An 18,414-nucleotide genomic window follows, 5' to 3' on the forward strand; every position below is an offset into this window, starting at 1 on the left:
GAACTGCACAGCGCACTGAATGGCTGCTGTATTCCTTCCGCGGCGGTCACCTCTTAAGTCATCGCACTGTTTCGAGGAGTGTTACGCCCAATCCGCGTGGCCCGAGTCACACCTCATTTGCGACGAACGTGACCAGAGGTACCATCCCCCCACAATTGTGCCGCCGGACCGCTGGGGCCCGGCGACACGTGGTTCGTACACCCTGGCCGTATTGCGCTCAGTGCTCGCGGGGCGCGGGCACCACCCGCTCCACCTCGGGGTGGACGACGAGCAGTTGACGCATGGCGGCTTCGGCGCCCGCCGAGTCGCCGGATGCGAGGGCGTCGACGATCCGGGCATGGTGGCCGAGGGATGTCTCGCTGGGGCGGTCGCAGCCCGTGACGGGACTGCCCGAGACCTGCAGCGCCGCCGAGACGATGCCGGAGAGGTGCTCAAGCATGCGATTGCCCGCCGCCTGGATGAGCAGGGAATGAAACTCCACGTCGGCCCGGGAGCAGGTGATCGCGTCACCCTGCCCGAGCGCGTGCCCCATGATCTCGACCATGTCACCGAGGCGCTGCTGAATGTCCTCACGGCCGTGACCTGCGGCGAGACGGGCAGCGAGCGGCTCGATCGTCCACCGGAGCTCCCCCAGTTCACGGCGCTGATCCTCGCGCTGAGGGCCGAATGCACGCCATTCGATGATGTCAGGGTCCAGCAGATTCCAGTCACTGACGGGTCGGACCCGGGTGCCCACATTGGGCCGGGCGCTGACCAGTCCTTTGGCCTCAAGAACGCGCAGCGATTCACGTACGACGGTGCGGGAGACCTCGAAGCGCTGACCGATCTCTTCCGGTACGAGGGGGCGGTCGGCACCCAGATCACCGGAGACGATCATCTGGCCCAGCTGCTGAACGAGTTGGCCGTGGAGGCCACGGCCACGGCTGGCCGAGCCTCGGCGGCTCGCCCGGCCGAGCTCGGCATCGGCACCGTCCCAGGAGCGAAGAACGGCACGCTCGCCGGCCGGCGCCTCCGCATACGGGTAGCGGTCGAGTTCACCCGGGCCGGCGAGGCCGGAATCGGCGGAGCGGGCGGCGGTCATCATGGTGTGCGCAAGGGTACTCACGCATCCTTTGTCGGCGCGGCCCAGCCGCCCCTTGAGGTCTTTGGTGAAAAGCACACGAAAGGGTGATCGGCACCCACCCCCCAATTGACGCCTTATTGGTTGAAATCGGGCACCTTTAAGGAGGTTGTGAGGCTCGGAGTGATCCGCCACCGCCCTGCGATCACCAACGGACCCTGCCGCGAAGGCTGGTGAACAGATACGCACAGATCAGGACCGACAACGACAATGACAACGCAGTCCCCACCGGGTGTGCCACCACGCGCACGACAACTGCCACCCATCGGTCCGTCTCCTGCGGCCAGCGCGGCCACACCAGCTCACGGAGCCTGGCTGTAAGCCCGACGACCGGACGAGAGGCCGGACCCGCCAGCAAGCCCTGGACAATCGGCACGACGAGCACAGGAACGGCAAGTACCGCAGCGATACCGGCCGTCGTCACTCTAAAGACTCCGGCAGTCAGGAGGCCCGCCCATGCGCATCCCACGGTCAGACCCGCCCAACTCGCGCTCAGATACTCCGAATTCGAAGGAACCTTGATCTCGTTGCCGTACACAAGGTGAAGGGCTTCGGCGGAGGCCAGCACGACTGCCAGAGCAAGCACCAGGGCGACGCCTGCTGACACCACGAGCTTGGCAAGAAGCAACCCCAGGCGGCGCGGAACGCTGCCTCTCCCCGCCGCCAGCGCGGGGTAGCGGAACTCGTCGCCGAACGAGAGGGCACCGAGCAGTCCGGCCCCGACCGCTGCGGGCGGCAGTGGCAGCAGCGACGGCCAGGCCGCCAACACCTTCGGCAGCTGAGCATGACCGGAGCGGGCGAGGAGGACGGAAAGCCCGACCGAGACGACCAGAACAGCGCCCACGATCAAGGCTGTTGTTCTGACACCGAGGAGGCGGCGCAGTTCGTATCGCAGCGGGTGGAGCGGACCACGGGGCGGGCGGCGTCGGATCGGCGACGACAGTTCCGAGCCGGCCGCCCGCGCGGCCGGTCGCGGTTCGGCCTGCCCCTCGCCTTCGCCGACAGCGGGGTCTGCGGCATCTGCAGGTTCTGCGGGACCGGTGTCGCCGACCTCGTCGGCGAGCCGGTGCACCGGGAGCCCGTGCCGGAATGCCGCGTCGCCGATCTCCGCGCAGGTGGAGCCATACACGGACAGGAGGCTGCCTGCTTCGGTGACCACCTCGACCGAGCGCCGGGCCGCTCGGGCCTCGCGGCTGACGACGGCGGCAAGGCGGGCTGCGTGTGGGGTACGGACTGCGACCCGGGAGCGGAGGCGGGTCCGGGAGAAGTCCCTGATGCTCTGGTCGGCGACGAGACGTCCGCCGTCGATGGTGACCACATGGTCGGCTGCTCGCGCGGCCTCCTTGGGATCGGTCGTGGTGTACAGAACGGTCCCGCCCTGGGCGGCATGGGCCTGCAGCAGCCCATGCAACCAGCACTCCTCGCGCGGAGAGAGACCTTCGGCGAGGTCGTCGAGGATGAGCGTGTGCGGGTCGCCGAGCAGCGCCGAAGCGAGGGCAAGCAGGCGGTTCGTGCCGAGCGAGAGTGTGCCGATGCGCTGATCCCGGAGTCCGGCAAGACCGACGGCCTCGAGCAGTTCGTCGGCCCTGGACGCCGGTACACCTGCGGCGGCGCAGAGCATGCGGAGCTGGCCGCGGGTGGTACGGGCGGGGTGACCCGGTACATCCCCGAGAAGTACGCCCACCTCACGCGCGGGGTGCGGGATACGGTGCAGCGGTCTGCCCCGGAAGTAGGTGACCCCTCGCCCCGAGTCGAGTTCGAGCATCAGGCGGAGGGCCGTGGTCTTACCCGAGCCGGGGGCGCCCAGAAGTGCGGTGACGCGGCCGGGCCGGGCTTCGAAGGTGAGATCGTCCACGGCGGCCGGAAGGCCACGGCGGCGGGCGCTGGTGAGTCCGATGGCCTGGAGCATCGCTTCTCTCGCGGAAGGTGAGACCGCTCGGCGGCAGGGCGGGTACCGCAGCAAGATAACGCGACATGTCCGACTTTTTGCGCAGCACCGGCCTTGCGGGCGTTCCGCAAGGTCAGACTTCTGGCCTCAGCATCGGCGGGTTGAGCACCGTGGCCGCACCGGCCCGGAAGAGCTGGGCAGGGCGGCCGCCCTGCCGAGTGGTCGTCCCGCCGGCAGGCACCAGGAAGCCGGGCGTGCCTGTCACCTTGCGGTGAAAGTTACGCGGGTCGAGAACAACACCCCACACCGCCTCGTACACCCTCCGAAGCTCGCCGACCGTGAAAGCCGGCGGGCAGAAAGCGGTGGCCAGAGAGGAGTACTCGATCTTGGAACGCGCCCGTTCGACGCCGTCGGCAAGGATCTGCGCATGATCGAAGGCGAGTGGGGCCTGGTTTTCACCCTCATGACCGCAGCCACCCTCCAGTCCAAGCAGATCCTCGACAGGCGCCCAACGCGCACTGTTCGCATCGCCACCCGCCCGGGGGGCCGGAAGATCAGGGGCCAGAGCGAGGTGAGCGACGCTGACAACTCTCATCCGGGGGTCACGCCCAGGGTCACCGTAGGTGGCGAGCTGTTCGAGATGGGCGCCGTTGCCGACCGCCGGGGCTGCGGGATCCTGGGCGCACAGGCCGGTCTCCTCGACGAGCTCGCGCGCTGCTGCGGCTCCGAGATCCTCATCGGCTTTGACGAACCCGCCGGGCAGCGCCCATCGGCCCTGGAACGGCGGCTCACCGCGGCGCACCACCAGCGCGCAGAGCGCATGACGGCGCACCGTGAGCACGACCAGGTCGACGGTGACAGCGAAGGGCGGGAAGGTCGACGGGTCGTAGGGCGGCATGCGGTGATCATAGTCGTCTGCCTGACGATAAACACTCCCTTCGCCGTGCTCTTCGTGCGTCATGACGCCGGAATCCTCGCTGTGGCCCCGGCCCGCTCGCCGGCCGGTGATCTCCAGGGCACCGGTCATGGACGCCCTGGAGATCACCGAGTCCGCGCACCATGGCGACTCCTGCCGGCCGTCCCCGCAGCGTGGGGGTCGAACCGCAGCCGGCCTTGAGTCGGCACCGACTTCGCCACAGTGGGCCGTGTACCCCCTCAAGCCGGGTGTCGTACGGAGCGCCGCCACCCACACCGCCGCTGCACCCAGGCCGCCCTCACAACCTCCGAGGAGGGCCGTCCACGACGACAGCCCGGGCGCTGTCGGCCCCGTCAGGCGGGGAGTGCTGCTGGGTCGGAGCAACGAGGCACGAGGGTCATCGACCGCTCCTGGACCCGCGACGGCTGGGGGAGGCTTGCCCTGACCGGCGTCGGGTGGTGGCCGTTTCGGGGCGGGCGGAGCCGGATGGGGTCTTCCTTCGCCGTGTGGCAGTCGGGCGTGGCGTGCGGGACCGCGTGCTCCGGACCGTACGGTGGCCGCGACGGCCCGTCCGAGCACTGCGCTCCCCCCGTAGACATCGGCGCAGCGTCTCCGGATCAAGGCCTTGGTTGCACGCCTCATGGAGAAGTTGAGCAAAGGTGTACCCGGGATCCACCCGCAGGGCGAGACCCAGCGCGACCCGTGCGCCCGGTTCATCGCCCGTCGACCAGGAGACCCACCCGGCCAGGGTCAGCGGCGCCGCGGCGTGCTCCTCGTACGGTGCGACGCAGCGACGGGACAGCGCCCGCCAGAGTCGCAACGCGGAATCGGCTTCGGGCCCTTCCATCCATTCGGCGGCCTTGTCACGGGTTTCCCGGTCCTGCAGACCGAGGATCACCGCAGCGGCCTCGTCATGGCTGATCAGCCGGTCGTCATTGATGTCCGACGCGGAGGGCACCGTAATCGGCGCGTCCCTGAGGCGTTTCATGAGCCTTCGGGCAAGCCCCAAGGTCTCTCGCGCCACGTCCTTGCGTCCCACCTCGTCCAGGATCTTCGGCACCAGCTCGGCCCCGGCCGAGTCGAGTGCCCGCTGCTGTGCTGCAGCCACCGTCGTGTTCAGGGGGGCAAGCCTGGCCTCCATCTCCCGAAGCGTTCCGCGCACTTGAATGCCCGCGTATGCGGCGGCAGCCGCCATCACCGAGGTGCCGGGCAGAGCCAGCTGGTTCCCTTCGGCCGGGCAGCAACGCTCGTCCGGGCAGCAGTACGACCAGTACCGGCCGCCAGAGATGCAGAGCGCTTCGAGTACGGGTACGTCGAGCGCACCGCAGGCCGTACGCAGACGCTGGGCAAGGGGCTTCAGCCGCTCCATGATCTGACTGCCGCTCTCGCCTTCGGCAGGATCCTGGCAGAGGAAGATAACGATCGCGTCAGGCCGCTCCCCACGCCGCTCGCTCCCCTTGATCAGGCACTCGGCCAGCTGCTCGGCGACGGGTGGCCATTCTTGAGGTGACTGCGGGATCCCGAGCCTGAGCCGCCCGCCGAAACGGCCCCGGCCGCCGTGCAGGGCGACCATGACCACGCTGTCGTTCGGGTGGAACCCCATGAGATACGGGAGGGCATCGGCGAGTTCGGCAGGCCCCCGCAGAGTGATCTGCTGCTCGTCGGCCGGACCGGTGGATTCGTGGTGCTGGTTCATGGCATGACCGTCCCGCGGGAGGCCAGAATCCGCGACCCCTGTGGATAACTTTATCCACAGGGGTCGCGGGGCCGTTCGCGGTTTGTCGTAGCCATCGGGTTGCATGGGGGCATGACCAACGCAGACCGCGCAGAGCTCAGGGCCTCAGCCGATTCCGTACTTGCCCGACTCGTCGGGGACACCTCAGGCACTGCACGGCTGCGGGAGGACCAGTGGCGGGCCATCGAGGCTCTCGTCGCCGACAAGCGCAGAGCCCTGGTCGTCCAGCGAACCGGCTGGGGCAAGTCCGCTGTGTACTTCGTCGCGACGTCGCTGCTCCGTGCGCAGGGCGGTGGACCGACCGTGATCGTGTCGCCGCTGCTGGCGTTGATGCGTAACCAGGTCACGGCAGCGGCCCGGGCCGGAATCAGCGCCCGCACGATCAATTCGTCCAACACCGAGGAGTGGGACACCGTCCAGGCCGAGGTGGCGGCCGGGGAAGTGGATGTGCTGTTGGTCAGCCCCGAGCGGCTCAACAATCCCGATTTCCGGGATCAGGTCCTGCCCCGGCTCGCCGCCGCGACCGGGCTGCTCGTGGTCGACGAGGCGCACTGCATTTCCGACTGGGGCCATGACTTCCGGCCCGACTACCGACGTCTGCGGACCATGTTGGCCGACCTGCCTGCCGGCGTACCCGTGCTGGCGACCACCGCCACCGCGAACGCACGGGTGACCGCGGATGTCGCTGAGCAACTGGGCACCGGCGCGGGTACGGATGCGCTCGTACTGCGTGGCCCGCTGGACCGGGAGAGCCTCAGCCTCAGCGTCCTTCAACTGCCCAATGCCGCGCACCGGCTGGCTTGGCTGGGCGATCATCTCAAGGAACTCTCCGGCTCGGGGATCATCTACACGCTGACGGTCGCGGCCGCCGAGGAGATCACCACATATCTGCGCCAGTGCGGGCACACGGTGGCGTCGTACACCGGCCGCACCGAGAACGCCGACCGCCAGCAGGCCGAGGACGATCTCCTTGCCAACCGTGTCAAGGCCCTGGTGGCAACGTCCGCGCTGGGCATGGGGTTCGACAAGCCCGACCTGGGTTTCGTCGTTCATCTGGGCTCACCTTCGTCCCCCATCGCCTACTACCAGCAGGTGGGACGCGCGGGCCGCGGTGTCGAGCATGCGGAGGTGCTGCTGCTCCCGGGCAAGGAGGACGAGGCGATCTGGCAGTACTTCGCATCGGTTGCCTTCCCTCCCGAGGAGCAGGTCCGGCGGACGATCGAGGCTCTCGCCCAGGCCGGCCGTCCGCTTTCACTGCCGGCTCTGGAGCCGTTGGTCGACCTGAGACGCACCCGGCTGGAGACCATGCTCAAGGTGCTCGATGTCGATGGCGCGGTCAGGCGGGTCAAGGGCGGCTGGATCTCCACGGGTGAGTCTTGGGTGTACGACTCCGAGCGCTACGCCTGGGTGGCCCGCCAACGGGCCTCCGAGCAGCAGGCGATGCGCGATTACGCGACGACAACCGGCTGCCGGATGGAGTTCCTGCGCCGCCAGTTGGACGACGAGCAGGCAACCGCATGCGGGCGCTGCGACAACTGCGCGGGAGCCCGCTTCGACGACCACGTGTCCGATGCGGCCCTGGACGGTGCGCGGGGCGAACTCGGCAGGCCCGGCGTGGAGGTGGAGCCCCGCAAGATGTGGCCGACCGGTCTCGCCGCCGTGGGCGTCGATCTCAAGGGCCGTATTCCTGCCGGAGAACTGTCGTTCACCGGCCGCGCACTGGGCCGGCTCTCCGACATCGGCTGGGGCAACCGGCTGCGCCCGATGCTGGCGGCGCAGACACCGGATGCCCCCGTGCCGGACGACGTGACCAACGCGGTGGTGAGCGTGCTGGCCGACTGGGCCAAGGGGCCCGGGGGCTGGGCATCCGGGGCGGAGGACGCCGCGCCCCGACCGGTCGGGGTGGTCACCATCGCCTCGCGCAGCAAGCCGCAGCTCATCCAGTCACTCGGCGGCCGCATCGCCGAGGTCGGCCGGATGCCCCTGCTCGGCAGCGTCGCCTATGCACCGGCGGCCGCCGGTGTACGGATCTCGCAGACCAACAGCGCACAGCGGGTCCGGGCTCTGCACGAAGCACTGGTCGTGGAGCCCGAGCTGGCCGACGCCATGGCCGCGGCGGGCGGTCCCGTGCTGCTTGTGGACGATCTCTCGGACACCGGCTGGACACTGGCCGTGGCCGCGCGGCTGCTGCGCCGGGCGGGGGCGCAGGGAGTGTTTCCGCTGGTCCTTGCCGTTCAGGCGTGACAGGAAGCGTCATCCATGCACGGCGTGGGCAGGGATATCAGAGTCATTCCGGCTGATTCCCGTCAGCTGCGCCAATTGCTCGTTGCCGCCTGCCGATACGCCAGCAAGAATTGGACTCGCTCCCCGCACGGCCCTTTCGCGGCCCGGAAGGGCTGTGCCGCGGTGCGCCCTCACCCGACCCTGCCCGCACCGTGGGCGCGTATGCGAAGGGAGGATCGTGACCTTCGGATTCGCTCCGTCCGCAGCCACTTCGATGTCGGCGTCCTCGGCATCTGCCGATTCCGCCAACCGCCTTGCCAGGATGCTCGAACCGGCCGAGTGGGCCGAAGCGGGCATACCGTTGCTGCGCAGCCCCCGCGAGGTGGTCAGCGGCCTGCACGCCCGGCACCGGCCGACTCCGGCGACCGCTGTCGTCGCCGTACTCGACCATGAGGAACGCCTTACGGCCAGCGCCTCGTTCGCCCGCCGCTCCCTAGCCGCGGACGGCTGGGAGTTCCGCAACGCGCTGCTGGGGCATCTGCGGCGGGTCATCCCGCACGACCTGCGTCGCCGCACACCTGTCCGTACCGCAGTACTGCTTTACTGCCGCGAGGGCGACGAGCGTTGGACGGAGGAAGATGGAGCGTGGATGTGGGGCCTGCGGGACGCCTGCACATTGCACGGCCTTCGGTGCGGCGCGTACATCACGCTGACCCGCAGCGGCTGGCAGGTGCTGGGCGAGGGCCGGGGCGGGCGTCGGCCCAGCTCGACATCGCAGCCGTCCGCTCTTGCCGACACATTGCTCGACCATGATCCGGTCCCGCTGCGCACCGGCGGCGGTGCGGCTCAGGCGCTGCGACGCACCGCGGCACGCTGACCCATGGTTGCGGACCCGGCTGCCCTGTCGGGCAGCCGGGTCACCATGGCCCTGTGCCCCCTACGGATCAGACGCCGGCGCCGAGCACCGTGTTGATCCGCTGCGGGTCCCCGCAGACGATCAGCAGAGCACCGGCGCGTTCCCGCGCACCGGACAGTGCACCGGCAACGGCGTCACCTCCGTCGCCGTTGACGGCGACGATCACCACGGGGCGGGGCTTCACCCGCTCCGTGACCGCGGCACCGGCGAAGAACACGTCTTCGCCGGCTTCGTGCTGCGCCCAGTAGGCGGCCTCGCCGAAGGAGAGTTCGTGTGCCGCCCACGGGTGCTGCTCACCAGTGGTGATCACCAGGATGTCGCCCGGTGCTCGTCCGGAATCGAGCAGCAGGTCCACCGCTTCGTCGGCAGCGTCGAGTGCGCTGGCAGCCGAGGCGGGAATCAGCTGGATCTGCGGTGCGGAACGACTCTCCGGCCGGGCCGCCTGTGGCTGGCCGGAGGTTGAGTGCGGACGCTGCGCCGGGGGCGCGGGCCTCGCGGGGCCGGGGCCCGGGCGACCGGGGCGCGGCATGGCCGCTGAACGCGGACCAGGTACAGGACGGGGGGTCGACGCGGTGCGGCCTGCGGCCGGAGTGACGCGGGGACCCTGGACGCTCTCGTGAATCTGAGGCTCCTCGGGGATGAGAGGCATGGGTGGTTGTCTATCAAACGCCGACACGCAAGGCATCAGCGGGTGGGTACATGTGCGCGATCAGAAGTCGAAGCCGAGTTGGCCCCCGCTTTCCAGTGCAGCCGCCTCGGCGGAGAAGCGGACCTTCTTGAGGTGCTGCCACCTGGGCAGCGCGTCGAGGTAGGACCACGAGAGGCGGTGGTGGGGCGTGGGTCCCCACTCCTCCAGCGCGGCCCTGTGCACGGGCGACGGGTATCCTGCGTTGGCGCCGAAGGCGAAGGCGTCGTACTCGCCGGAATCCGCGCCCAGTTCGGCCATCATCGTGTCCCGTCGGACCTTCGCGATCACCGAAGCAGCCGCGACCGCGATACAGGACTGGTCGCCCTTGATCACTGTCCGGACCTGCCAGGGCCGTCCCAGGTAGTCGTGTTTGCCATCGAGTATCACCGCGTCGGGCCGCATCGGCAGGGCTTCGAGGGCGCGCGCAGCGGCGAGGCGCAGTGCGGCCGTCATCCCCAAGTCGTCGATCTCCTGCGGAGAGGCATCACCCAGACCGAACGCAGTGACCCAGCGCTCCAGCAACGGGGCCAGCTCTGCGCGGCGCTTGGGGCTGATCAGCTTGGAGTCGGTGAGTCCGGCGGGAGGTCTGCGAAGGCCGGTGACGGCCGCACACACGGTGACCGGTCCCGCCCACGCTCCGCGTCCGACCTCGTCGACACCGGCGACGGTCTTGGCACCAGTGGTAGCGCGCAGTGAGCGCTCGACGGTGTGCGTGGGTGGTTCGTACGGCATGGCGCCTGTCAGCGTACGCCGATGGGGGCGCCGACAACACCCCGGGGCGCCCGACGGCCGCCCCGGCCGCATACCGAGCCGCAGAGCGGATTGCGACACGGTCATGGGCCCCGGCGTTCAGTTTGCTGCGGTACATGCGCCCGAAGAGCTGTGCGCACGAAGGCGGTGCTCACGAAATGTTGTGCCGACCCCAGGAAAACGCGACTGAGGACCACCAACTGAGGTGCTCAGCAGTGACTGCATCACATTCGTGAAGCACGGAACGCAGCGCCGAGCCGGGGCGGCGGACCTTCTGGCTGTCACACAGAGCATGGGCACGCCGCCGCAGCCACACGCACAGCAAGTGCAGGCCGCACCACGGTCGCTCGGCCTGCACCTGTGCGGGTCAGCCCACGTCAGTACGGGTCGTAGGGGTCGTAGGGGTCGTCTCCGTCACCGCCGCGATCACTGCCTCCGCCGCTTGTACGCGAGGCGTTGCATGCCTGCGCCAGATCGTTCGAACTCCGCTTTCTCAGAATGTCCCGGGCCCGCGCCTCGCCCCAGCTGGTGGCGTACCAGGGATCGTCGGAGTCTCGCAGCGACCGTTCAATGTCCATGAGGGCACAGGAGCGGAGCGGCTCGGGCAGTGTGTCCAGGGCGGGTACGGCGTCGGCCGACAGGCCTCGGAGGTAGTCGATGTCGATCGAGTGGTCGTTGCGGTACCGCTGAACGTTCTGCTCCGCGATCAGCCCGTCGGGCGAGATCAGTCCGAACGCGAGCACGGCGACGGCTGCGCTCGCACCCACGGCACGCGGCAGCAGGCGGGCGCCGAACACCCCGGCCGCCATGATCAGGACGAGCACCACACCCAGCCAGAGTTCCACCGCAGCCACGGATATTCGCAGCCGCGTCAGGCCGTACGCATCGACGTACAGGCCCATGCGCCTCAGCGCGGACGCCACGACAATGAGGGTGAGCAGGCAGAGCACGCCGAGCACGCCCCGGACGAGAGTGCGGTCGCTCCCCCGTCCGCGAGGGGACCAGCGCAGGGCGAGTGCGATCACCAGCAGCGTGAGGAGTGTGGCCCAGAGAAGCTGCCAGAAACCCTGCCGGGCGTACTGGGAGTAGCTGAGATCGGTCTCTGCCATCACCTTGTCGTATCCGCCGAGCAGCACAGTGAGCTGGATGGCGATGAAGACGGCGAACAGCAGATTCAGCACAATGAGCGGCAGGGCCCATTCCAGCCGCCCACGGGCCTTCCCCGGACGAACGGCGATGCCGTCCCAGCGCACCGGGGCAGCTGCGGTGTACGCGGCGGCGAGCGCACCGATCAGGCCGACGACGAAGAGGAACAACCGCCAGGGGCTGCCGCCTACGGAAACATCGGGTATCAGGTTGCCGAGCACATCGGCGAAGGCGGCATCGGCGCTTGCGAACAGTGCCCCGAACACGATGAGCAGGACGACCGCCACCGCAGTGGTGCGGAATACCACGCCCAACCGGCCTCGGGAGCCCGCCATCCGCTCGCGCACGCCTCGCCCGCCCCAGGCCAGACCGTCGGCGATGGAGCTGAACAGGCCCAGCGAGCCGAGAAACACCCCGAGCCAGCTGCGACTGCTGTGCAGGGCGAGCGAGCCCAGTGCGACGGCCGACACGACGGCAAGGAAGGTGGGCCATCCGGCGTCCCGAAGGGCCGGGACGGCGAGGAGCGCCAAGCCACCGACCGCCCAGACAGCTGTCCATGGGCGGAGGCGGCGGCCGGCCGCCTGTGCGGCGAAGAAGGCCGCGAGCGCTGCGGGGACCGCGACGACCAGCAGATTCAGGCCGAGGCCGTCACCCAGCAGCAGGGCGCTCAGTATCGCGGTGGCGAGGACGGAGTAGAGCGTCGCGCTCTGAATGATGGCGGGCCTGGCCGGGCGCAGTCGCGAGAGCGCCGAGACCTGGGGTTTGGCTGGCTGCCAAGGGTTGGGCGAATGCTGTTGCCCGCCCTGTTGCGCGTATGCCGGCACTTTCGGCGGCTCGGGAGCGGCTCCGCGAGGCTCCGGCAGCGGAGTCTTCGACAACGCGGTCGGCTCGGACGTCCCGGCCTGACCCGAGGGCTCGGACCGCTCGGGAGCATCTTCCTGCCGGGGCGTTTCTGACATGTGATCGGACATGGGACCCCTCCCCCACCGGGGTCTGCGCGCACCGCCGCTGGGCAGCGCGGGGGCACCCCGGCGTCTCATTTCGGTGCACACCCGTCAGGATGATCACCGAGGGCGGCGTGGCCGAAAGAGTAGCTTCCCCTTACTGTCTCCGAACGCGCGAGGAAGGGCTGTGGCAGTACCGTGACAGTCGGGTGGCCCGGCTGGACGCGGCCGCATCGAGGGCGGCACTGTCGTCGCCCTCGGACTATCGCGGGAGCCAGTCCGGCAGCTCTTCCGTCTGTGCCGACCATGCGGCAGGCGGTGCGCCCACCTTGCCCGCTGCGACGATGCCTCCGACGATCGCACAGGTCGTGTCGATGTCGCCGCCCGCTTGGGCCGTCAGCCAGAAAGCCTGATCGAAATCGCCAAGGCTTCGCGCCGCCGACCAGAGAGCGAACGGAACGGTGTCATGTGCACTGGTACGTCGGCCGTTGCCGAGAACCGCGGCGACCGTCCCGGCATCGCCGTAGTCGAGCATGTCGCGTGCCCGGCGCAGTCCGGCACCGACCGCGCTGCGCGGTACGAGTGCGATCACGCCGTCGAGGAGCTCCGTCGGGGAGGGTGGTCCCGCGGTCGCCGCCGCCAGAGAGGCTGCGGCCGCAACGGCCATCGCGCCCACGACCGCCTCGCGATGCTGGTGCGTGGGGTACGAGGAGATCTCGGCCTGGTGTGTGGCCTGCTCCGGGTCGTCCGCGTACCAGGCGCCGAGCGGCGCAATGCGCATCGCCGAGCCGTTGCCCCAGGAGCCCTGGCCGTTGAACAGCGCCGACGCCAGCTCCCGCCAGTCGCCGCCTTCCCGTACAAGCCTGAGCAGCCGGTTCACGGCGGGACCGTATCCCCGGTCGAAGTCATGATGCTCGGCGAAGGAACGAGCGAGCGCGTCCTGGTCGATTCGCTCGTGCCCCACCAGCACGGCCAGCACCGACGAGGCCATCTCGGTATCGTCCGTCCACTGCCAGGGGCCGGGGGGAAGTTCGCGCTGCTTCAGCAGCGGATAGTTGGCTGGCACAAAGAACTGGGAACCCAGTGCGTCCCCCACGGACAGCCCTCGCAGGCTGGCCAGGGCGCGTTCGAAACGTTGGTCGGAAGCAGAGTCAGCGGTTGTCATCGCCCTTCCACTCTATCCGGTGATGCCGTACGGCTCAGGGGTACGCCAGCGCTCGAACGGCCGGTCAAGGGTGTAGCGCCCGTCCTCTCCGAGTATGAGCGTCCGGGTCTCCCCGTTGCCCGGATTGGACAGTGACTCGAACTCCGCCACCGACCAGTGGAACCAGCGCATGCAGAACAAACGCATGGTCAGGCCGTGCGTGACCAGCAGAACATTCGGCGGGTGGTCGGGGGCTTCGAAGCTGCGGTGCAGACTCTCCAGAAAGGCCCCGACCCTGTCGTACACATCGGCCCCGGACTCTCCCTGCGCGAAGCGGTAGAAGAAGTGACCGTACGCATCCCGGTATGCCTTCTGCAGCCTCACGTCGTCCCGGTCCTGCCAGTTCCCCCAGTCCTGCTCCCGCAGGCGCGGCTCCTCCCTCACACGCACCCGCTCCAGGTCCAGCCCGAAAGACCTGAACGTCTCGTGCGTGCGGCGATAGGGCGAGACATACACACTGACCCGCTCGCCGTCGAACAGTTCGCGCAGCCGCACACCCGTCTCCCTGGCCTGCCTCAGCCCTGTGGCGGTGAGCCTCAGCGCATGGTCCGGCTCACGCTCGTACACCGTGTCGTCGGCATTGCCCTCGGACTCTCCGTGCCGGACGAGGACAATGCGTTGCGGTCGTGCCATGTACCGACCCTAGATCGACTGCGGCTCATTCGAGCAGTTGTCCGGAATCCATCCGACGGATGTCGCCGGTGAAGCGGCGGCGCAGTAGCCGGTCGTGGGAGACCACCACGAGCGCGACCTGCCAGAGGGTCAGAGCTTCTTCCAGCTCCTGCACGAGTCCGAGTGCCAGATGATTCGTGGGCTCGTCGAGCAGCAGCAGGTCCGCGGGCCGGGCCAGCAGACGGGCGAGTGCGAGCCGTCTGCGCTGCCCCGCGGAAAGTGATCCGACCGGCACCTGGAGATCCCGGGACCGGAACAGTCCATACGAAAGCAGCAGTTCCGCCTGTTCTTCGTCGGTGAGCGCCAGTCCTCGGCCGAATGTCGCGAGCACCCGCTCCGCCGGGCGGTGCATGGGTATTTCCTGCGCGAGACAGCCGATTCCACCCCGCCGGACCACTCGGCCCGCGTCCGGTTCGAGTACGCCTGCCATAACGCGGAGCAGAGTGGATTTCCCTGCCCCGTTGCCGCCGTGAATCAGCAGTCTGTCGCCTGCCGCCACGCAGAGCCGGTCGACTGCGAGGCGATCACCGACCCGTACATCCGTCAGGGACACCAGTTCCCCTTCTGTCGCGCCGGCCGCGGGCCGAGCGGTGAAGCGCAACGGGTCCGGCGGCCTGGGGACAGGCTCCTTCCGCAGGCGCTCCAGACGCTTGCGAGCATTGCGGATCCGCCCGGACACCGAGGCCTGGACCCGGCCCGCAGCCCGGTCGTACGCCATCTTGTTGTTGTCCTTGATGGTGCGGCCGGCCGCGACATCGTGAGCCGTGGTCGCCGTGTACTCATCCAGTTGCGCCGTCTCTTCGCACCACTGCGCATAGGACTGCTCCCAGCGCCGCCGCGCTGCGTTCTGCTCCGTCCGGAATCCCGCATATCCACCGCCGTAGCGCACAACCGTCCGGCGGTCGGAGTCGACCTCCAGGACTGCTGTGGCCACGCGTTCCAAGAAGATCCGGTCATGGGACACGGCGATCACCGTGCCCGGATGGGACAGCAGGGCACCCTCCAGCCATTCGAGAGCGGCTCCGTCCAAGTGATTGGTGGGTTCGTCGAGCAGCATCACCTCGAGGGACGCCGCCATCGGACAGGCGATGCCGAGCCGTGCCTGCTCACCGCCGGAGAGACTGCCGAGCCTCCTGACCGACCGTATGTGTGCCAGGCCGAGGCCGTGCATCGCCTTTTCGACGCGGGCGTCCGCTTCATATCCACCGCGCAGCTCGAACGCCGTGAGCAAGTCTCCGTAGGCGGCCAGCGCGGTGCTGTCGACCGTGCCGAGTTCCGACTCGGCTTCCCGTAACTTCCGCTCCATGGTGCGCAGTTCCGCCAGGGCGTCGTCGATCGTGTCCTGGACCGTACTGTCGGGCGGCAGCCGTGGAGTCTGGGCCAGCAGACCCATGCCGCGGCCGGCAGCTGTGAACGCACGACCGGAAGCGGGCGGTTCGAGGCCTGCGAGCAGGCGAAGCAGCGTCGTCTTCCCCGCGCCGTTCTCCCCCACGATGCCGATCCGCTCACCTGGGCGCACGGCCAGCGAGACATCGTCGAGCAACAGCCTTTCGCCGCGGGACACGGTCACATCATGCAGGGAGATCTGTGTGGGCAAGGGGCCTGCGAACCAGGACAACCAACAGGCAACGGAAACAGAGGCGACCGGCGGGGAACGACCGGGGACAGCCCCGCCCCGCAACCGCGAATAAACGCAATCGATGTCGCATTAAGGCGAGTACGGCAGACTGGAAGGCGCTAACGCAACAGGAGCAGCCATTGACTGGACAAGGAGGCGTCGGGGAGGCCGGGCAGGAAGCCGCCCCGGAGACTGCCGCTCCGGCAGCCCCGCTCGCCCCCGGCGCTCACCGCCCGGGCGGTCGCACCGCTCGTACCCGCGCGGCGGTCCGGGACGCTGTCCTCACCGGCCTGGTCGAGCACGGCTACCCAGGCCTCACCGTCGAATACGTCGCGGAGCATTCCGGCGTCCACAAGACGACCCTCTACCGCCGCTGGGGAAACCTCGAAGGGCTCGTCGTGGACGCCCTGGACCTGGCTGGAGAGGACGGCTGGACACCGCCCGACGCCGGAAGCCTGGAAGGCGATCTGCGCGCCCTGGCGCACACGACAGCCGACGCCTTCACGGACCCTGCCGCAGCAGCCGCACCGATCGCGTTCATCGCCGCGGCCTTCCAGTCCCAGCGCGCCGCCGAAGCGCTGAGCGCCTTCTACTCGGAGCGGTTCGCCCGCTGCGAGGTCATCGTCGCGCGCGCCGTCGCCCGCAACGAACTGGAGCGGCACACGGACGCGGGAGCGCTGGTCAGGGCCGTAGCCTCACCCTTGTTCTTCAGGCTGTTCATCACCCGCGAGCCCATCGGCGAGACGCTGGCCGACCGGGCTGCCGACGCGGCCCTGGCAGCTGCCCGAGCAGGCGTCTTCAGCACTCCGCCCATCTCGGCCGAACTTGCCTGATCAGCAGCCGAATCGCCCCGGCGCACCGTCCCCGCCCCACCGATCCGTGTCGGCCGATCACACCGTCCAGGACGGCTCAAGCTGCACGACGTCTCCCGCCACCGCCGCCACATCGTCCTCGGTCCGAGCCCGTTGAGTCAGCCGCTCAATACTCCCCGCCCGATACTTGCCGCGCTCGGCGCTCGACTGCCACATGGACAACACGAGGAACTCGTGCCCCGGCGCCTCCCCGAACACCCCTCGCAGCATGCCCGGCGATCCGGCCATCGCCGGATTCCACACCCGCTCCTGCATCAATGCGAAATGCTCGACCCGGTCCTCGTGCACCTTGCTGTGCGCCACCCTGACAACATCCGCATCGGTGAAGCGGGGCTCAAAGCCGGTCTTCACATCGAAGCGGTACTCGAACAGCTTGACCTGGATGCTGCTGTACGTGCCGGACTGCTCGGCAGCCAGTCGGTCGTGCGCACGCGCCATGAACGAGTCGTAGAAGACGCGGTTCTCCCAGAAAGCAAAGACGTGGGCCACTTCCGGACGCCCTCGACTCCACCCGCCGCCCTGTCCTCTGAACCCCGGCTCACCCAGCAGCCCCGCCCACTTTCGCTGTCCCCGTTCAAAACCTCGACGGTCCACCACGGTGCAACGAATCCACTTGACCAGCACTGCGCCATCGTACGGTGCCGAACGTGGCACGGGTCACGCTCTGCTGGAGTGCGCCCGAAACAATGGCCGTGACTCGCAGAATGATCTCCATGCCCTCGTTGCACACCAACTCCCTGTTCTCCCGACTCGAATCCGCAGAACGCATCCTCGTCGCAGGGGCCGGCGGCGGCTTCGACATCTATGCGGGGCTCCCCATCGCGCTCTCCCTGCTCCACCAGGGCAAGCACGTCCAGCTCGCCAATCTGTCGTTCAGTGCTCTCGAAGGGCTGCCCGTCGACACCTGGCTCGCGCCGGACGCCGCCGTCATCACCCCCGAAACGGCCCTCCACCAGGCCTACTTCCCGGAACGCACCCTCGCCCAGTGGCTCGCCCTGCACGGCTACCCGAGCAGTGTGCACGCCTTCTCCCGAGTGGGCGTGCAACCGCTGCGCGCCGCCTACCGGGCGTTGATCGAGACATACGACATCGATGCGGTCGTCCTGGTCGACGGCGGTACGGACATCCTGATGCGCGGCGACGAATCCGGCCTCGGCACACCGGAGGAGGACCTGACCAGCGTCGCGGCACTCGCCGCAATCGACGTACCGGAACGCCTGGTTGTGTCCATCGGCTTCGGGATCGACGCCTATCACGGGGTGAGCCACGGCCTCGTACTGGAGAACATCGCCGCCCTCGAACGCGACGGTTCCTTCCTCGGCGCATTCTCCGTGTCCCGTACGACACGCGAAGGCGCCCTCTTCGTCGATGCGGTGGCACACGCTCAGCATCACACTCCCGACCACCCCAGCATCGTCAACGGGTCGATTGCCGCAGCAGTCCAGGGAGCCTTCGGAGACGCCCAGTTCACCTCGCGCACCCGGGGCAGCGAACTCTTCATCAACCCTCTGATGACACTCTGCTTCGCCTTCGAGCTGGACGGAGTGGCCCGCAACTGCCTCTACCTCGACCGTATCGAGCACACCCACCTCATCCGACAGGTCAGCAGCGCCATCGAGATCTTCCGGGAAGAGGTCCGCCAGAGACCACCACGCCGGATTCCGCACTGAACCGCCGAACCGGCAGTGGCCCGAATCCATCGCCGGCGGCCAAGCCAGTTGG

Annotated in this window: 15 protein-coding genes; 4 read left to right on the plus strand and 11 right to left on the minus strand. The window is 68.8% G+C overall.

From position 1 onward, the window contains the following. Positions 1–217: 217 nt before the first annotated feature. From NRF20_RS12220 to NRF20_RS12235, 4 genes are all read right to left on the minus strand, one after another. On the minus strand, positions 218–1,105 hold the full coding sequence (locus NRF20_RS12220) for a FadR/GntR family transcriptional regulator (protein ID WP_398630473.1): 888 nt from the start codon (positions 1,103–1,105) through the stop codon (positions 218–220). A gap of 160 nt (positions 1,106–1,265) precedes the next feature. Further along, entirely contained in the window at positions 1,266–3,029 is a 1,764-nt protein-coding gene (locus tag NRF20_RS12225; protein WP_413752573.1) for an ATP-binding cassette domain-containing protein, read from the minus strand. 112 nt (positions 3,030–3,141) lie between these two features. Continuing rightward, positions 3,142–3,906, minus strand: a complete 765-nt coding sequence (locus tag NRF20_RS12230) for an NUDIX hydrolase (protein ID WP_413752574.1) — start codon at positions 3,904–3,906, stop codon at positions 3,142–3,144. Positions 3,907–4,321: 415 nt separating this feature from the next. After that, positions 4,322–5,620 (minus strand): DUF4192 domain-containing protein, encoded by a 1,299-nt coding sequence (locus NRF20_RS12235; protein WP_398630470.1) that lies wholly within the window; start codon positions 5,618–5,620, stop codon positions 4,322–4,324. 111 nt (positions 5,621–5,731) lie between these two features. Here NRF20_RS12235 and NRF20_RS12240 point away from each other — a divergent pair, with 111 nt between their 5' ends. After that, positions 5,732–7,903 carry a RecQ family ATP-dependent DNA helicase gene (locus NRF20_RS12240; RefSeq protein WP_413752575.1) on the plus strand — a complete coding sequence of 724 codons (2,172 nt, stop codon included), beginning with the start codon at positions 5,732–5,734 and terminating at the stop codon, positions 7,901–7,903. A 217-nt stretch (positions 7,904–8,120) separates the two neighbouring features. Beyond that, a complete protein-coding gene (locus NRF20_RS12245; protein WP_266357282.1) occupies positions 8,121–8,759 on the plus strand; it encodes a hypothetical protein in 639 nt (212 codons plus the stop codon). A 67-nt stretch (positions 8,760–8,826) separates the two neighbouring features. Here NRF20_RS12245 and NRF20_RS12250 read toward each other — a convergent pair whose 3' ends face one another. The 6 genes from NRF20_RS12250 to NRF20_RS12275 form a co-directional block, all read right to left on the minus strand. Then, positions 8,827–9,447, minus strand: a complete 621-nt coding sequence (locus NRF20_RS12250) for a hypothetical protein (protein WP_413752576.1) — start codon at positions 9,445–9,447, stop codon at positions 8,827–8,829. A 60-nt stretch (positions 9,448–9,507) separates the two neighbouring features. Next, positions 9,508–10,218, minus strand: a complete 711-nt coding sequence (locus tag NRF20_RS12255) for a ribonuclease HII (RefSeq protein WP_398630467.1) — start codon at positions 10,216–10,218, stop codon at positions 9,508–9,510. A gap of 395 nt (positions 10,219–10,613) precedes the next feature. Further along, positions 10,614–12,353 (minus strand): DUF4153 domain-containing protein, encoded by a 1,740-nt coding sequence (locus NRF20_RS12260; RefSeq protein WP_413752577.1) that lies wholly within the window; start codon positions 12,351–12,353, stop codon positions 10,614–10,616. Positions 12,354–12,588: 235 nt separating this feature from the next. Next, complete coding sequence (locus NRF20_RS12265) at positions 12,589–13,491, minus strand: ADP-ribosylglycohydrolase family protein (RefSeq protein ID WP_413752578.1); 903 nt, start codon at positions 13,489–13,491, stop codon at positions 12,589–12,591. A gap of 12 nt (positions 13,492–13,503) precedes the next feature. Further along, positions 13,504–14,163 (minus strand): histidine phosphatase family protein, encoded by a 660-nt coding sequence (locus NRF20_RS12270; protein WP_189279765.1) that lies wholly within the window; start codon positions 14,161–14,163, stop codon positions 13,504–13,506. A 25-nt stretch (positions 14,164–14,188) separates the two neighbouring features. Continuing rightward, the gene (locus tag NRF20_RS12275; RefSeq protein WP_413752579.1) at positions 14,189–15,799 is read right to left on the minus strand and encodes an ABC-F family ATP-binding cassette domain-containing protein; all 1,611 of its coding nucleotides are present in this window, start codon (positions 15,797–15,799) and stop codon (positions 14,189–14,191) included. A 161-nt stretch (positions 15,800–15,960) separates the two neighbouring features. On the opposite strand from NRF20_RS12275, the gene NRF20_RS12280 reads away from it, so the two are divergent. Then, the gene (locus NRF20_RS12280) at positions 15,961–16,653 is read left to right on the plus strand and encodes a TetR/AcrR family transcriptional regulator C-terminal ligand-binding domain-containing protein (protein ID WP_413752580.1); all 693 of its coding nucleotides are present in this window, start codon (positions 15,961–15,963) and stop codon (positions 16,651–16,653) included. A 57-nt stretch (positions 16,654–16,710) separates the two neighbouring features. On the opposite strand, the gene NRF20_RS12285 is transcribed toward NRF20_RS12280, so the two are convergent. After that, positions 16,711–17,316, minus strand: coding sequence for a YdbC family protein (locus NRF20_RS12285; RefSeq protein ID WP_266357288.1), 606 nt, complete (start codon positions 17,314–17,316; stop codon positions 16,711–16,713). An 89-nt stretch (positions 17,317–17,405) separates the two neighbouring features. Between NRF20_RS12285 and NRF20_RS12290 the strand changes: the two genes are divergently transcribed. After that, positions 17,406–18,362, plus strand: a complete 957-nt coding sequence (locus NRF20_RS12290; RefSeq protein WP_398630462.1) for a DUF1152 domain-containing protein — start codon at positions 17,406–17,408, stop codon at positions 18,360–18,362. The last annotated feature ends 52 nt before the right edge of the window (positions 18,363–18,414 follow it).

The sequence above is a fragment of the Streptomyces sp. R-74717 genome (assembly GCF_047305335.1).
Classification (GTDB): Bacteria; Actinomycetota; Actinomycetes; order Streptomycetales; family Streptomycetaceae; genus Streptomyces; species Streptomyces atratus.

What these genes read in the sequence shown, in the direction of transcription:
- NRF20_RS12265 (WP_413752578.1), bottom strand. Translation starts at nt 13,491, where the DNA reads ATGACAACCGCTGACTCTGCTTCCGACCAACGTTTCGAACGCGCCCTG.
- NRF20_RS12270 (WP_189279765.1), bottom strand. Translation starts at nt 14,163, where the DNA reads ATGGCACGACCGCAACGCATTGTCCTCGTCCGGCACGGAGAGTCCGAG.
- NRF20_RS12260 (WP_413752577.1), bottom strand. Translation starts at nt 12,353, where the DNA reads ATGTCCGATCACATGTCAGAAACGCCCCGGCAGGAAGATGCTCCCGAG.
- NRF20_RS12225 (WP_413752573.1), bottom strand. Translation starts at nt 3,029, where the DNA reads ATGCTCCAGGCCATCGGACTCACCAGCGCCCGCCGCCGTGGCCTTCCG.
- NRF20_RS12250 (WP_413752576.1), bottom strand. Translation starts at nt 9,447, where the DNA reads ATGCCTCTCATCCCCGAGGAGCCTCAGATTCACGAGAGCGTCCAGGGT.
- NRF20_RS12255 (WP_398630467.1), bottom strand. Translation starts at nt 10,218, where the DNA reads ATGCCGTACGAACCACCCACGCACACCGTCGAGCGCTCACTGCGCGCT.
- NRF20_RS12230 (WP_413752574.1), bottom strand. Translation starts at nt 3,906, where the DNA reads ATGCCGCCCTACGACCCGTCGACCTTCCCGCCCTTCGCTGTCACCGTC.
- NRF20_RS12240 (WP_413752575.1), top strand. Translation starts at nt 5,732, where the DNA reads ATGACCAACGCAGACCGCGCAGAGCTCAGGGCCTCAGCCGATTCCGTA.
- NRF20_RS12290 (WP_398630462.1), top strand. Translation starts at nt 17,406, where the DNA reads ATGCCCTCGTTGCACACCAACTCCCTGTTCTCCCGACTCGAATCCGCA.
- NRF20_RS12235 (WP_398630470.1), bottom strand. Translation starts at nt 5,620, where the DNA reads ATGAACCAGCACCACGAATCCACCGGTCCGGCCGACGAGCAGCAGATC.